This window comes from Kribbella sp. NPDC004138 (genome assembly GCF_053603655.1).
In genome coordinates, this window is record NZ_JBSGFZ010000003.1 from 210894 (window position 1) to 225346 (window position 14453).

At 69.7% G+C, this 14453-nt stretch carries 14 protein-coding genes; 4 read left to right on the forward strand and 10 right to left on the reverse strand.

Features of this window, described 5'->3' with window-relative positions:
- Positions 1-12 precede the first annotated feature (12 nt).
- The 3 genes from ACWEOO_RS05225 to ACWEOO_RS05235 form a co-directional block, all read right to left on the reverse strand.
- Positions 13-1305, reverse strand: a complete 1293-nt coding sequence (locus ACWEOO_RS05225) for an extracellular solute-binding protein (protein WP_452141890.1) — start codon at positions 1303-1305, stop codon at positions 13-15.
- 89 nt (positions 1306-1394) lie between these two features.
- Positions 1395-2444: a LacI family DNA-binding transcriptional regulator gene (locus tag ACWEOO_RS05230; protein WP_452141891.1), complete on the reverse strand. Its 1050-nt coding sequence runs from the start codon at positions 2442-2444 to the stop codon at positions 1395-1397.
- Between the two features lie 37 nt (positions 2445-2481).
- The gene (locus ACWEOO_RS05235) at positions 2482-3189 is read right to left on the reverse strand and encodes an SDR family NAD(P)-dependent oxidoreductase (RefSeq protein ID WP_452141892.1); all 708 of its coding nucleotides are present in this window, start codon (positions 3187-3189) and stop codon (positions 2482-2484) included.
- Positions 3190-3245: 56 nt separating this feature from the next.
- On the opposite strand from ACWEOO_RS05235, the gene ACWEOO_RS05240 reads away from it, so the two are divergent.
- A complete protein-coding gene (locus ACWEOO_RS05240; protein WP_452141893.1) occupies positions 3246-3791 on the forward strand; it encodes a MarR family winged helix-turn-helix transcriptional regulator in 546 nt (181 codons plus the stop codon).
- A gap of 72 nt (positions 3792-3863) precedes the next feature.
- Positions 3864-6125 (forward strand): ATP-binding cassette domain-containing protein, encoded by a 2262-nt coding sequence (locus ACWEOO_RS05245; RefSeq protein WP_452141894.1) that lies wholly within the window; start codon positions 3864-3866, stop codon positions 6123-6125.
- Here the strand turns inward: ACWEOO_RS05245 and ACWEOO_RS05250 are convergent.
- The 7 genes from ACWEOO_RS05250 to ACWEOO_RS05280 form a co-directional block, all read right to left on the reverse strand.
- Complete coding sequence (locus ACWEOO_RS05250) at positions 6114-7115, reverse strand: winged helix DNA-binding domain-containing protein (RefSeq protein WP_452141895.1); 1002 nt, start codon at positions 7113-7115, stop codon at positions 6114-6116. The genes ACWEOO_RS05245 and ACWEOO_RS05250 overlap by 12 nt on opposite strands.
- Before the next feature lie 147 nt (positions 7116-7262).
- Positions 7263-8048 carry an SGNH/GDSL hydrolase family protein gene (locus tag ACWEOO_RS05255; protein ID WP_359928047.1) on the reverse strand — a complete coding sequence of 262 codons (786 nt, stop codon included), beginning with the start codon at positions 8046-8048 and terminating at the stop codon, positions 7263-7265.
- Positions 8049-8170: 122 nt separating this feature from the next.
- The gene (locus ACWEOO_RS05260) at positions 8171-9205 is read right to left on the reverse strand and encodes a mandelate racemase/muconate lactonizing enzyme family protein (protein WP_452141896.1); all 1035 of its coding nucleotides are present in this window, start codon (positions 9203-9205) and stop codon (positions 8171-8173) included.
- On the reverse strand, positions 9202-9975 hold the full coding sequence (locus tag ACWEOO_RS05265; protein WP_452141897.1) for an energy-coupling factor ABC transporter ATP-binding protein: 774 nt from the start codon (positions 9973-9975) through the stop codon (positions 9202-9204). The genes ACWEOO_RS05260 and ACWEOO_RS05265 overlap by 4 nt, the downstream gene beginning before the upstream one ends.
- On the reverse strand, positions 9972-10730 hold the full coding sequence (cbiQ, locus tag ACWEOO_RS05270; protein WP_452141898.1) for a cobalt ECF transporter T component CbiQ: 759 nt from the start codon (positions 10728-10730) through the stop codon (positions 9972-9974). Before cbiQ ends, ACWEOO_RS05265 begins: the two co-directional genes overlap by 4 nt.
- On the reverse strand, positions 10727-11746 hold the full coding sequence (locus ACWEOO_RS05275; protein WP_452141899.1) for an energy-coupling factor ABC transporter permease: 1020 nt from the start codon (positions 11744-11746) through the stop codon (positions 10727-10729). The genes cbiQ and ACWEOO_RS05275 overlap by 4 nt, the downstream gene beginning before the upstream one ends.
- 36 nt (positions 11747-11782) lie before the next feature.
- Entirely contained in the window at positions 11783-13138 is a 1356-nt protein-coding gene (locus ACWEOO_RS05280) for a dihydrolipoyl dehydrogenase family protein (protein ID WP_452141900.1), read from the reverse strand.
- Positions 13139-13282: 144 nt separating this feature from the next.
- Here ACWEOO_RS05280 and ACWEOO_RS05285 point away from each other — a divergent pair, with 144 nt between their 5' ends.
- Together ACWEOO_RS05285 and tsaA are read left to right on the forward strand one after the other, a co-directional pair.
- On the forward strand, positions 13283-14026 hold the full coding sequence (locus ACWEOO_RS05285) for a metallophosphoesterase (protein ID WP_452141901.1): 744 nt from the start codon (positions 13283-13285) through the stop codon (positions 14024-14026).
- The gene (gene tsaA / locus ACWEOO_RS05290) at positions 14023-14436 is read left to right on the forward strand and encodes a tRNA (N6-threonylcarbamoyladenosine(37)-N6)-methyltransferase TrmO (RefSeq protein WP_452141902.1); all 414 of its coding nucleotides are present in this window, start codon (positions 14023-14025) and stop codon (positions 14434-14436) included. Before ACWEOO_RS05285 ends, tsaA begins: the two co-directional genes overlap by 4 nt.
- Positions 14437-14453: the final 17 nt, after the last annotated feature.

Sequence of the window (14453 nt, forward strand, 5' to 3'; positions counted from 1 at the left end):
GTGCCTCCTCTCTCACACCGGCTGCGGACGGTCGAGCAGCTTGTTCAGCCGGGCGACGAAGCCGTCGAACCCGGCCGCTGGGTCACCACTGCCGAGGAACACGTTCTGCACGTTCTCGGCGAAGTAGTTCTGGAAGTCGCTGCCCGCACCGCTGAACCACACGTCCGGGTCGTAGTTCACGTAGCCCGGGATCCCCGCGTAGTTCGACTGCGGCTTCAGCGCCTGGTACTCCGCGCTGGTCGCGACCGGCTGGTACGCCGGGATGTGGCCGCCGCCGGCCCACTTCACCGACCGCTTCAGCAGTTGGGCGACCATCGTGTACACGTGCTTGCGGCGTTCCGGCGACACCTTAGACTGCCGCGGCAGCACGAACGTGTGCGAGTCGGCGTACGCGGCCTGGGTCCCGAACATCGTCGGGATCGGCACCGCGTCGACGGGCAGCTTCGCCTCCTTCAGCACCGGGAGCTCCCAGACGCCGCCGAAGAACATGCCGCTCTCGCCGTGCAGGAACTCGCTGGTCGCCGTGCCGCCGTCGCCGCTGCGCGAGGCGATCGTGTCGTTGAGCAACGACTGCACGAAGCTGAGCGTCTTGACCGCGGCGTCCTTGTCCACCTTGGCCGGCTGACCGGGCACCAGCGTCATGTCGGCGCCGGTCTGCTTGTAGAGCGTGTACCAGAGCCGCCACATCTGGGCGCCGTCACCGAGGTAGCCGTACGACAGGCCGTGCTTGCCGGTGACGTTTTGCAGCTTGGTCGCGACCTCGGTGAACTCCTCCGGGCTCTTCAGCGTGTGCAGCGCCTCGGTGACACCGGCCTTCTCGGCGTGCTCGGTGTTGTAGTAGAGCACGAACGGGTGGGTGTCGAGCGCGATCGCGTACAGCTTCCCGTCGTACTGGCACTTCTCCCAGACGCGGGCCGGGAAGTCGCTCTCGCGCAGGCCGGCCTCGGCGAGCAGGTCCAGGTCCCACGGCTCGAGCAGGCCGCCCGGCGCGTAACCCGCGATCCGCGACGCGTGCATGATCGCCACGTCCGGGGCGCGGCCGCCGGCGGATGCCATCGCGAGCTTCGTGTAGTACGGCGGTCCCCAGGCCAGCACGGTCTGGGTGGTGTGAAAGCCGAGGTTCGCGGCATTGACGGCGTCCACCAGGCCTGCCATCACCGTGCCGTCACCGCCGGTCAAGAGGTGCCAGTAGTTCAGGTTGGCCGTCGAGCGGGACGCGCCGGGCGCGCAGCCGACGAGCAACCCGCCACCGGCCAGCGCGGCCGCTGTCTTCAGCAGGCTGCGCCGGGAGAAATCTGCAGTCATTCGGTCTCCTTCGGGGGCGGGACCGATGATTACATCGTTAGAATGGCCGGCACAAGACTCCGATGTGCGATTTTGTGGAAACGTATCCGTTATCGTGCGGTACTGGCGCGCTCGACAACGCGGTGCGGGATCATCACCCTGCGTGGCGGTGCGGTCTTGTCCGCCATCCGCTCGGCGAGCAGGTCGAGGGCGGCGGCGACGAACGCCCGCCGGTCGAAGTCGATCGTGGTCAGCGGCGGGATCATGAACTGGCTGTCGAGGATGTTGTCGAACCCGGCGACCAGCGTCTGCCTCGGTACGTCGATGCCCGCGCCCCATAGCGCCGCCAGGGTCCCCGACGCCAAGGTGTCGGTGAAGCAGAAGAACGCGTCGGGCAACTCGTGCTCGGTCAGGTACTTCCCCACCACGGTCGCGGCGCCCTCGGGCCGCCAGCGGTCGAGGCTGATCTCGAGCCCCGGATCGAGCGGTACGCCGGCCTGCTCGAGCGCCTCGCGATAACCCGCGGTCCGCAGCCGCGACGCCGCCGTCCCCGGCGACTCGGCCGATCCGCCCAGCATGCCGGCGCCGCTCGAGCCGCGCGGGATCTCCGGCGTACCGACGGCGACGATCCGCCGGCATCCCTGCGCCAGCAGGTGGTTCGTCATGTCCCGCGCGGCCGCGACGTTGTCGATCGCGACCTGGCTGACGACGTCCTGGTCGACGTCGCCGATCAGGACCAGCGGCGGCAGCGGACCGGCGGACGTCACCGCGCTGTCGTCGAGGTTCACCGGGTTCAGGATCAGGCCGTCCACGAGGTACGCGCGCGCCTTCGACAGCAGCTCGAACTCACGGTTCGGCTCGGCCGCGGTCTGCTCGATCTGCACGCCCCAGCCGCGCTCGTGGGCGAGCTCGACGACCAGGTGGACGATCTCCGCCGAGTACGGCCGGAGCAGGTCGGGCAGCGCGAGCGCGATCATGCCGGAGCGCCCGTTGCGCAGGCCGCGGGCGCTCATGTTCGGCACGTAGTCGAGCTCGGCCAGCGCACTCTCCACCCGCGCCCGGGTCTCGGGGCGCACGAAGACGACGCCGTTGATCACGTTCGACACCGTCTTCGGCGACACCCCGGCCAGCTTGGCGACATCTTTGACGGTGGGACGCATGTCGCCCATTGTCACATCTGGCGCACGTTGTCACTCATCAGCGACTGATCAGTGCTCCGCCGTTGACGTGCAGGACCTGGGCGGTGATGTGCCGGGCGGCGGGTGAGGCCAGGAAGTGGATGGTGCCGGCGATGTCCGCGACCTGGCCCTCGCGCTTGGTCAACGTTGCCTGCAGCAACGTCTCGCGACGCTCGCCGGTCAGCCGGCCCTTGAAGAACTCGGTCCCGGCGGTGAAACCCGGTGCGACGACGTTCGAGGTGACCCCCCGCGGCCCGAGCTCGGCCGCGACGTCGGCGTTCCAGATCGCCAGTGCCGCCTTCGACGCGCCGTACGAACCCGCGCCGCGCGCACCCGCGATCGAACCCAGATGGACGGCGGCGGTGGTCAGTCGCGGCCCGAGCGCGGCCGTCGTGAGCACCGCGCTGATCAGGTTCGCCTCCAGGTTGCCGAGCCAGTCGGCCTTCAGCCGGGCGAGATCGCCGTCGGCGCCGCCGAAGACGGTGTTGCCGCCGGCGTTGTTGACCAGGACGTCGACCCGCTCGGGCAACTCGTCCAGCAGCCGCTGCACCTGGGCCGGATCGGTCGCGTCGCACACCACGGCCCGCGCGCCGAGATCCGCGGCGGTCTTCTCGAGCACGTCGGCCCGCCGGCCGGTGATCACCACGTCGTCGCCGTCGGCCCGGAACCGCTCCGCGGTCGCCCGCCCGATCCCGGTCGCTCCCCCGGTCACCACGATCGTCCTCATCACACAATCCTCACGTTTAGGCCTAAATGTTTAGACCTAAACGTAGCATGGGTCTCGTGGCCGACAACTACCCTCTCGACGCGCCCAGCGCGTATCCCGCCGCCGAGATCGCACGTGCCTGGCAGCGCGAGCGTCCCGGTACGCCGACCGACTCGATCGAGATCGTCACCCCGCTGTGGCGGCTGGCCAAGCTGTTCGCCGACGACCGCCGCCGCGTGCTGTCGGACGCCGGTGTGGACCCGGCGACGCTCGATCTGCTCAGCGTGCTGCGGCGCGCCGGCACGCCGTACGAGCTGAGCACGCGTGAGCTGGCTCGCCGGACGCTCGTCACCGCCGGGGCGATCTCGCAGCGGGTCGCGCGCGCCGAGGACGCCGGCCTGGTCACCCGGCGGACCGCGGACGACGGGAGTCGTGCCGTCGTCGTCACCCTCACCGCAGCCGGCCACGACCTGATCGAGCGGACCGTCGACCAGGTCCTCACGCGGGAGTCCGAACTGGTCGCGTCCCTGTCCCCCACCGCCCGCACGCGGCTCGCGGCCCAGCTCCAGGAACTCCTCGACGAGGTCGCCCGGGTGGCCCGCGAACCTTCCCCGCGACGTTGAGACTTTCTCCAACGCTCCGGCGAGGGGCTCGACTCAAAGTTCGCACGGGCGGTTCAATGGGACCATTGAAGGATGCTGCCTGCTGACAGTCATGACGTCATCCAGGTGCGCGGCGCCCGCGAGAACAACCTCAGCGGCGTCTCGCTCGACATCCCCAAACGCCGGCTCACCGTCTTCACCGGGGTCTCCGGTTCCGGCAAGTCCTCACTCGTCTTCGACACCATCGCCGCCGAGTCCCAGCGGCTGATCAACGAGACCTACACCGCGTTCGTGCAGAACTTCATGCCGAGCCTCGGCCGGCCGGACGTGGACGCGCTGCGGAACCTGTCCGCGGCGATCATCGTCGACCAGGAACGGATCGGCGCCAACGCCCGCTCCACCGTCGGCACGGCGACTGACGCCCACACGATGCTGCGCGTGCTCTTCAGCCGCGCCGGGACGCCGTACGCCGGTCCCCCGTCGGTGTTCAGCTTCAACCGGGCCGAAGGCATGTGCCCGGTCTGTGAAGGGCTCGGCCGGACCACCGAGTTCACCCTCGACGAACTGGTCGACCGCGAGAAGAGCCTCAACCAGGGCCCGATCAAGGCGCCCGGCTTCTCGGTCGACAGTTGGCACTGGCAACTGATGGCGCAGTCGGGTCTGTTCGACCCGGACCTGCCGCTCAAGGACTACCCGCCCGAGGCGTGGCACCGGTTCCTCTACCAGGAGCCGATGAAGATCCGGGTCGGGAAGAGCAATCTGACCTTCGAGGGGCTCGTCACCAAGCTGAAACGGCAGTACCTCAGCAAGGATCCGCAGTCGATGCAGAGCCACGCGCGGGCGTTCGCCGAACGCGCGATCCGGCAGGAGGCGTGCGGCGAGTGCGGCGGCGTCCGGCTGAACGCGGCGGCCCGGAGCGTGACCGTCGACGGGCGGACGATCGGCGAGTGCTCGGCGATGCAGATCAGCGATCTCGCCGATTTCGTTGCCGGCATCAAACATTCCGGGGTCGGCCCGATGCTGGAGGGGCTGCGGGAGTTGCTCGAGTCCTTCGTGACGATCGGCCTGGGGTACCTGAGCCTGAACCGCGAGTCGTCCACGCTGTCGGGCGGCGAGGCGCAGCGGGTGAAGCTGGTCCGGCACCTCGGGTCGAGTCTGAGCGACGTCACGTACGTCTTCGACGAGCCGACGGTCGGCCTGCATCCGCACGACATCCAGCAGATGAACGACCTGCTGCTGCAGTTGCGGGGCAAGGGCAACACGGTGCTGGTCGTCGAGCACAAACCGGAGACGATCCGGATCGCCGACCACGTCGTCGATCTGGGCCCGGGCGCGGGCCTGGCAGGCGGGCGGCTCTGCTACGCGGGTGACGTGGCCGGCCTGACCGCGTCCGGCACGCTGACCGGGCAGTATCTCGACCACCGGGTGAACGTGCGCGACGACGTACGACAGCCGACCGGGAAGCTCTCGATCGCGCACGCGACACTGCACAATCTCCGCGACGTGAGTGTGGATATCCCGCTCGGCGTCCTCACCGTGGTGACCGGTGTCGCGGGATCCGGGAAGAGCTCGCTCGTCCACGGCTCGCTGGCCGGGCGGGACGGTGTGATCATCGCCGGGCAGGAGCCGATCCGCGGGTCGAAGCGGAGCAATCCGGCGACGTACACAGGGTTGCTGGATCCCATCCGCTCGGCCTTCGCCAAGGCGAACAAGGTGAAGCCCGGGCTGTTCAGCGCGAACTCCGTCGGCGCCTGCCCGACGTGCAAAGGCATCGGGCTGGTGTACACCGATCTCGCGATGATGGCCGAGGTCGCGTCGGTGTGCGAGGACTGCAACGGGGCGCGATTCACCGCCGAGGTGCTCGAGTACCGCCTGCGCGGGAAGAACATCAGCGAAGTCCTGCGGATGACGGTCGCCGAGGCGCGGGAGTTCTTCACGACCGGTACGGCGCGGACGATCCTGGACCGGCTCGCCACGGTCGGACTCGGGTACATCGGGCTCGGGCAGCCGTTGACGACACTGTCCGGAGGCGAACGCCAGCGGCTCAAGCTGGCGATCAACATGGGCAAGACTGCGTCGGTGTACATCCTCGACGAGCCGACCACCGGGCTGCATCTTGCGGACGTGGACAAGTTGCTCGGCATGCTCGACACCCTCGTGGACCAGGGCAACACGGTCATCGTCATCGAGCACCACCAGGCGGTGATGGCGCACGCCGACTGGCTGATCGACATCGGCCCGGGCGCCGGACACGACGGCGGCCGGGTGGTCTTCACCGGCACGCCCGCGGACCTGGTCGAGAGCAGCCCGACGACGACTGCGGAACACCTGCGCAGGTACGTGTCAGGTGCCTGAGAACCGGGCGATGTCCGCGAGTTCGTGCGTCAGGTCGGCCGGTTCGAAGAGGTCAGTCCGGAGGGTGGCGTGCTCCCAGGTGCCGATCGGCCGGCCGGCCTTCAGCACGGCCGGGCGGAGCATGCCGCCGCCCGGGAAGATGGACTTCGGCAGGTCGACGTGGCGGTCCTGGTAGCCGAGAAGGTACGCGTCGAACTCTCCCAGCAGCCGTACGTCCTGACAGCCGGGCAGGTCGTCGAGGCCTTTGAGCTGGGTGGTCCCGACCTCGAAAGAGGTCATGGCCACCGCTTCGACGGCTCGCCGGGCAAGCGGCACCGGCAGACCCGACCAGGTCGCGAAGTCGCGTGCCGTGGCTGGGCCGTACGCGGTCAGGTACCGGCGGGCGAGGTCCTCAAGATCACCGTCGAGGACCAGTGGTTTGCCGAGCCAGTCACGGACCGCGACCCAGGTCTCGCCCGGTCCGTAGCAGAGCCGTCCGAGCAGGCCCGTGTAGCGGATCAGGGCATACACCGCCTGCCCTTTCGGCTCCGCGATCAGCCCGGCCCGCAGCAGTACGTCGGCCAGTTCGGCGCGGTTGCCCGGTCCGTGGGCGAGCAGCCACTCCTCCAGGACGTCGGCCGCCTCCGCACGGACGCGCTCCGGCAGCCCGAGTTCGCCGTACCGGCGTTCGGTGTCCTTGATCAGTTTCGGGCCGAGCAGACCGAGCAACGGGCCGGCGTCCTCGATCGCCACGAGCTGGATGGTGCCGCGCATGAACCAGCCGCGCAGCACGGAGCGCTCGGTCTCCTGAGCGTGCACCACATCGGCGAGCGTGGTGGCCGTCGAACGGGCGCGGACGGCGTACGTCGCTCCTCGCCAGGTCTGGGCCTGCAGTCCCCCCGTCCGGCGCACGACGTCGGCCACCCCTCCGGGGCCGGCCTCGTTCACCGGACGCGCAAGGCAGTTGGCCTGCATCCTGGCCGCCAGTAGCCAGTCCACAGACCTCCGCACCACCCCAGCATGACACCACGAACCGGCCGTGTCCGCATCTCGAAAGGCAATTTGCCTGGCTCACCCGCGAAATGCGGGGTTCTGCACCCTGATCCAGGGTGAAGAACCCCGCATTTGCCTGGTCAGCCAGGGAAACGTCGGAGTTGGTCAGAGGGCGGGCTGGACGAGGTCGGCGTAGGCCGCCTGGCCGGTGACGTTCGGGTGGTAGGACTCGCTGACCGGGTTCGACAGGCCGTTGATCCACTCCGGACTGCCGCACACCGAGTGGCCGATGAACTTCGAGGTCGGGTTCACGAACGTGAAACCGGCCGCGCCGGCCGCCGACGAGATCCGCGAGTTCAGCAGATCGGCGGTCGCGTTCAGCTTGGTCATCTCGTCGGGGCTGAACCAGGTCCCGGCGTTGCAGTCGGTGCCGTTGAACAGCCGCGGGTACCCGACCACGACGACCTTGGCCGCTGACGCCCGGCTCCGGATCGACGAGTAGAGCGTGTTCAGCCGGCCGGGCAGGGTGTTGTTGATGATCGACTGCGCGTTCGCCACGGCGCTGTTGCAGTCACCGAGCCAGGAGGGTTTCGCGCATTCGGTGATCACCGACGAGAACCCGGCATCGTTGCCACCGACCTGGACGGAGACGATGTCGGTCGAGCTGGTGACCGACGGCAACTGGCTCGAGGTGACGTTGGCGACCTTGGCGCCGGAGCAGGCGACGAACGTCAGGTTCGCGCCGAGCCGGCCGGCGTCGATGTAGGCGTACGCCTTCGTCGAGCGCTGGCAAGAGCCGCTGCTCTCGATATAGGTGCGGGTCCCGACACCGGAGGCGTACGAGTCGCCGAGCGCGACGTAGTTCGGCGCCGCGGCGTGCGCGACACCCGGGCTGAGGAGCATCGCCGCGCCGAGGGCCGCGGCGGACAGCAGACTGACGACTGACTTCATGGGGGCGGACCGCCTTTGCATGAGCGGGAAGTGGCGACAGTAGTACTCAACGTCACTGTTACTGACCCGCGAGTAACACACAAGGGCTTGGTAACAAATTCACCGTGGATTCCCGGTGACCGTCACCAGCTCGACAGGCCCGCTCCGGCCGGCAGTGGGTAGCACCCGTCGACCAGCTGCACCTCTGGAGGCAGCAGCCCGCTCTCCACATAGATCGTGTTCGGCAGCGCCGCCAGGACATGGATGTGCGCTCCGCCGCCGTGCGACGCGTACGGCACTCCGAAGCCGGCCGCCAGCAACCCGATCTCGAGACAGTCCGTCAGCCCGCCGGCTCGCCGCAGATCGGGCTGGACGACGCCGACGCCGCCGCGCGCGATCAGGTCCCTGAACGCGGCTTGCCCGTACCGGTTCTCGCCCGTCGCGATCGGGATGTCGAGCTTCTCGGCCAGCCGGACATGACCGTCGGTGTCCCCGGCCGGCAGCGGTTCCTCGAACCACCGGCAGTCCAGCTCCTCGTAGACCCGGCCGCGCCGCAGCGCCTCGGCGTACCCGAAGGCCTGGTTCGCGTCGACCATCAGCGGCGCGTCCGGGCCGATCACGTTCCGGACCGCGCTGATCCGCCGCACGTCCTCGGTCAGCGGGCCGCCGCCGACCTTCATCTTCACGCCCTGGAACCCCTGCTCCATCGCCTGTGCGGACACCCGCTCGAGACCGGCGACGTCGAGCTCGAGCCAGCCGACCATCGCGTACGCCGGGATCGCGGTCCGCTGCGCGCCGAGCAACTTCCACACCGGGACGTCGAGCGACTTGCCGAGCAGGTCCCACAACGCCTGGTCGATCGCCGAGATCCCGTACGACGACAGGCCCGCTGTGCCCTGGTACTCGGTCAGCGTCTGCAGCGTCTGCCGGATGCCCCGGATCACGGTCGGGTCCGCTCCGATGATCGCCGGCGCCAGCTGCTCGGTGACGATCTTTGCGAGCACGGCCGGTGAGCTCTCGACGCGACCGAAGTACGTCGTACTCACGCCGCTGACCCCCTCGTCGGTGTCGATCCGGACCCGGGTGAGACCGTCGCGGTCGAGCAGCTGGATCGCGTCGCGGACCGGATGCGCCTTCGGCTCGGACGTGACCTCGACGGTGACCGCGGTGATCTTCATGAACGCTCCGGACCGGGGACGGAGAGGGGGTTGAAACCGTACGGCAGCTCGAGCCGGTGCGCGGCCATCAGGCCGGCGTCGCCGAGCAGGTCGCGGGTCTTGCCGTCCGCGACGATCCGGCCGCCGTCCATCAGCAGGCTTCGCTCGCACAGCTGGAGCGCGTACGGGAGGTCGTGCGTGATCATCAGCAAGGTGACGTCGAGCCCGGCGAGGATGTCGGCGAGCTCGCGCCGGGCCGCCGGATCGAGGTTGCTCGACGGCTCGTCCAGCACCAGTACTTCGGGACGCATCGCGAGCACCGTCGCAACCGCGACCCGGCGACGCTGACCGAACGACAGGTGGTGCGGAGCAAGATCGGCGTGGTCCTGCATGCCGACCTGGACCAGAGCTTCCTGGACGCGATCGTCGAGCTCGGAACCGCGCAGGCCCAGATTCGCAGGGCCGAAGGCGACGTCGTCGCGGACCGTCGGCATGAACAACTGGTCGTCCGGGTCCTGGAAGACCAGACCGACCTTGCGCCGGATCGCGGTCAGGTGCTCGCGATGGATGCCGGTGCCGCCGATCCGGATGCGGCCGCTGCCGGTGCCGCCGGCGACCGACCCGAGGATGCCGTTGAGATGCAGCACGAGCGTGGTCTTGCCGGCGCCGTTCGGGCCGAGCAGCGCGACCCGCTCGCCAGGCTCCACGGTGAAGTCGACGCCGAACAGCGCCTGCCGCCCGTCGGGATAGGCGAAGACCAGCTGCTCGACCTGGATCGCTGGACCGCTCACAAGGCCACCACCCTAGCCGCGACCGCGATCGCCACCGCGGCCAGGGAGATCGTCAGACCCTCGAGCCACTGGCTCCTGGTCGCGCCCTCGACGCTCAGCAGCGGCATCCGTCCGGTGTAGCCGCGCGACCGCATCGCCAGATGGACGCGCTCGCCGCGCTCGAAGCTCCGGACGAACAGGGCGCCCACTCCCCCGGCGACCGCCTTCAGGTGCCCGGCGCGGCCGCCCGTGTAACCGCGGGATTCCCGGGCGACCCGCATCCGGTGCAGGTCGTCGGACACGACGCTCAGGTAGCGGACCATGAACGACAGGATCGCCACCAGCGTCGCCGGCAGTCGCAGGCGCTCGAGCCCGGCGAGCAGGTCGCGCGGCGCTGTCGTCGCGGACAGCAGGATCGCCGCGATCACGCCGAGCGTGCCCTTCGCCAGCACGTTCCAAGCGCCGAGCACACCCGACTGCGACAGGTGCAGCCCGAGGATGTCGATCCGCGGGCCGGTGGCGACGAACGGCAGCAGCAACGCGAACATGATGAACGGCGTCTCCACCGCGAGCCGCCGCGACACGACCGGGGCCGGCAGCTTCGCCACCACCACGGCCGCCACGAGCATCGCGGCGTACAGGCCGAACGCCCAGAAGATCGCCGCCGGGGTGGAGACGACCGCGAGCACGAAGACGAACAGCGCGACCAGCTTCACCTGCGCGGGGATACGGTGGATCGGGCTGTCCACCGCGACGAGCAGGCCGTCTCCGCTCATGACGCCTTGTTCGCTCGCAGCGACGCCAGTTTCGCGATCGCCAGGCCGACGACGATCGTCACCAGCACGCCGATGATGCCGGCCAGCGCCCCGGAGACCTGGGCGTTGCCGATCCCGTGGACGCCGTAATCGGCCAGCGGGCTGCTCGCGGCTGCCGAGTTCTTGGCCGCGCTGTCGAACCCGAGCTTCGCCCCGACGAACTCCAGGCCGTCCGGGTGCGCGCTCGCGAACAGACTCAGACCGCCGGCGACCATCAGGGTCACCGCGATGCCGACGCCGAGCGACCGGCCCGCGGGCCTCGCCGCGATCGGACGGTCCGGGGAGACGGTCGACGTGTTGCCGTCGGCATCGACGAGCACGAGGTCCTGCTGCAGGTGCCGGGCGGCGTACACCAGGTCCGGCCGGGTCGCGACGACAGCGCTGAGCACGGCGGCGGTGATCACCGCCTCGCCGATCCCGACCAGGATGTGCCACCCGACCATCGCGGTCGCGAGCTTGCCGAGCGGGATGTCGACCGCACCGCCGATCGCGTACAGCCCGGTGAACGCCAGCGCCGCGACGGGCACCGACACCAACGCGCCGACGGTCGCCGCGGGGACGACGCTGCCGGCCCGGCGCGGCATCACCTTCAGCAGCGCCTTCGTCAGGAAGTACCCGACCAGGACCGTGATCAGCCCCATCAACGTGATGTTCGTACCCAACGCGGTCAGCCCGCCGTCCGCGAACAACAGCCCCTGGACGAGCAGGACCGTGGACATCACCAGTACGGCGGTCCACGGCCCGACCAGCGCGGCGGCCAGCGCTCCCCCGAGCAAGTGACCGCTGGTGCCGGCGCCGACCGGGAAGTTCACCATCTGCACCGCGAACACGAACGCCGCAGTCAGCCCGGCCAGCGCCGGACCGGTCTCCCGGAGCTCGCGGTTCGCGCGCTGAAGGCTGAAACCGACCGCCCCGGCAGCGATCAGGCCGGTGGCGACGGACGTTGGCGCGTCGAAGAACCCGTCAGGTACATGCACTCCGACATTCTTGATCCAGTTGCGACCGATTCGCAACTAGAACTTGAGAGCTTCCCCGATCGCACGGTGGAACGTCGGGTACGCAAGGATCATCTGACGCAGCGTGCTCACCGGTACGGCGGCGTGCACCGCGACCGCGAGCGCGCTCAGCACCTCGCCGCCCGTCGGGCCCGCGCTCGTCGCGCCGACCAGCACGCCCCGGTCCGCGTCCATGACGACCTTGATGAAGCCCTCGTTGCCGGCCTTGTGGATCCAGCCGCGGGTCGAGGCCGGGATCGGCGTCGACCCGGTGCGCACGTTCAGCCCAGCGTCGCGGGCCTGCTTCTCGGTCATCCCGACCGCGCCGATCTCCGGGTCGGTGAAGGTCACCCGCGGCATCGCGTGGTAGCTCGCGGTCGGCGCGTTCTCCTCCTGCAGGATGTCGCGGACCGCGATGTCGGCCTGGTACATCGCGTTGTGGGTGAAGACGCCGACACCGGTGACGTCGCCGATCGCCCAGACCTTGTCGCCCGCGCGGACGTGCTCGTCGACCTCGATCCGGCGGGCCGCCGGGTCCAGACCGAGCTTGTCCAGCCCGAGCCCAGCGGTCGCCACCCGCCGGCCGGTTGCCACCAGCAACTTCTCGCCCGACGCCGTCCTGCCGTCCGCTAGCGTCACGGTGAACGTGCCGTCGGCGTACGCGACCTGCTGGGCCTGCGCGCCGAGCAGGAACGTCACGCCGTCGCGCTCCAGCGCCTCGCGGGCCAGCACACCCGACTCCGGCTCCTCCATCGACAGCACCTCGGGCGCGCCCTCCACGACCGTCATCCGGACGCCGAACCGGGCGAACACCTGGGTGAGCTCCATGCCGATCGCGCCGCCGCCCAGGACGACCATCGACTCCGGCAGCGTCTCGACCTCGATCGCCTCGCGGTTCGTCCAGTACGGCGTGCCGGCGAGCCCCTCGATCGGCGGGACGGACGGCACCGTCCCGGTCGCGATCACGATGCCGCGGGACGCCTCGTACTCGGTGCCGCCGGCGCTGACCGTGGTCGGGCCGGTGATCGTGGCGACGTCCTTGATCACGGTCGCGCCCTTGTTCACCAGGCGGTCGACCGCGACCTGGTCGTTCCAGGTGTCGGTCGCCTCCTCGCGGATCCGCTTGGCCACCGGCGTCCAGTCCGGCGTCACGCTCGACGTACCGGCCATGCCGTCGACGCGCCGGGTCTCGGCGATCAGGTTCGCGGCCCGGATCATCATCTTGCTCGGGATGCAGCCGTAGTACGGGCACTCACCGCCGACCAGCCGGGACTCGATGCCCACCACCCGCAGCCCCGCCTGCGCCAGCCGCCCGGCCGTCTCCTCGCCGCCGACCCCGAGCCCCACCACCACGACATCAACCTGTTCAGCCATGCGCCCCAATCTCCCAGACCGGCCTTGACCGGCCAAGTCGCCACCCGGCACGTCATCGCAGCGTAAGGACCCGTTCACCACCGGCCACCGGCGTCCCGACCGCGGCAGAACCGCGCGCCGGGGTTCTGCCGCTACTGTGCTGCCATGTTTGTGATCGCGCACCTCAGTGACCCGCATCTCGACGGCTCCGAGGAGCCTCGGTCGAGACTGCGCCGGGTGACGTCATACGTCCGGTCCTCGTCGGTGGACGTCGTGCTGGTGACCGGGGATCTGGCCGATCACGGGCTGGAGGCCGAGTACGCCGAACTCGCCGGCGAGCTGGACTTCGACGTGCCGGTGCTGGTGCTGCCCGGCAACCACGACGTCAGTGCGCCGCTGCGGGCCGGACTCGCCGCGTTCGTGTCGTCGGCGGGCGAAGGGCATCCGGTTCATCAGGTGCGCGACATCGGTGGTGCCCGTTTCGTCCTCGTCGACAGCAGCGTCCCGGGCGCGGACCACGGTCTGCTCTCCGCGGACTCACTCGCGTGGCTGGACGGCGTACTGCGGGAACCGTTCGACGGGCCGCTCTTCGTCGCGATGCATCACCCGCCGCTCGAGCTGCATCATCCGGTCATGGACCAGTGGAAGCTCATGGAGTCCGACGCCCTCGCCGAGGTTCTCAGCGGCAAGCCCGTCACCGCGATCCTCACCGGCCACGTCCACAACGCCATCGTCACCACCTTCGCCGGCCACCCCGTCCTCGGCGCTCCCGGCATCCGCTCCAGCGTTCCCCTGCCGTTCGAACCCCACACCGACTCGGTCGTGGACCCTGCCGCCCACCCCGGCCTCGCCTTCCACGTCCACACCCCCGGCGAACCTCTTCAGACCGTCTACAGGTACCCGAGGTGACCGGCGAGATGCTGCTCCGTCCGATCGCACGGGTGGAGTCGAGCTTGCGGGCTCGGGAGGATGCGCCGCGGCAGGGTGACGAGGGGGCGCCTGATGCGTGGGTGGTCTTCGACGCGTCGGTTCAGGATGCGCTGGCCGATGTGGGGGTCGGCGACGAGCTCATCCTGATCACCTGGTTCGACCGCGCCGACCGCGACGTACAGAAGGTGCACCCGCGCGGCGACACCTCCCGTCCGTCGACCGGGGTCTTCAGCACGCGCTCGCCCGACCGGCCCAACCCGCTCGGCCTGCACCGCGTCACTGTGCTGGCCCGCGAGGAGCTCCGCCTGCAGGTGCGCAACCTCGAAGCCCTCGACGGCACCCCGATCGTCGACGTCAAACCCGTGCTCGGCGACATCGCCGAACGGTAGCCGCGATCAGAGCAGGT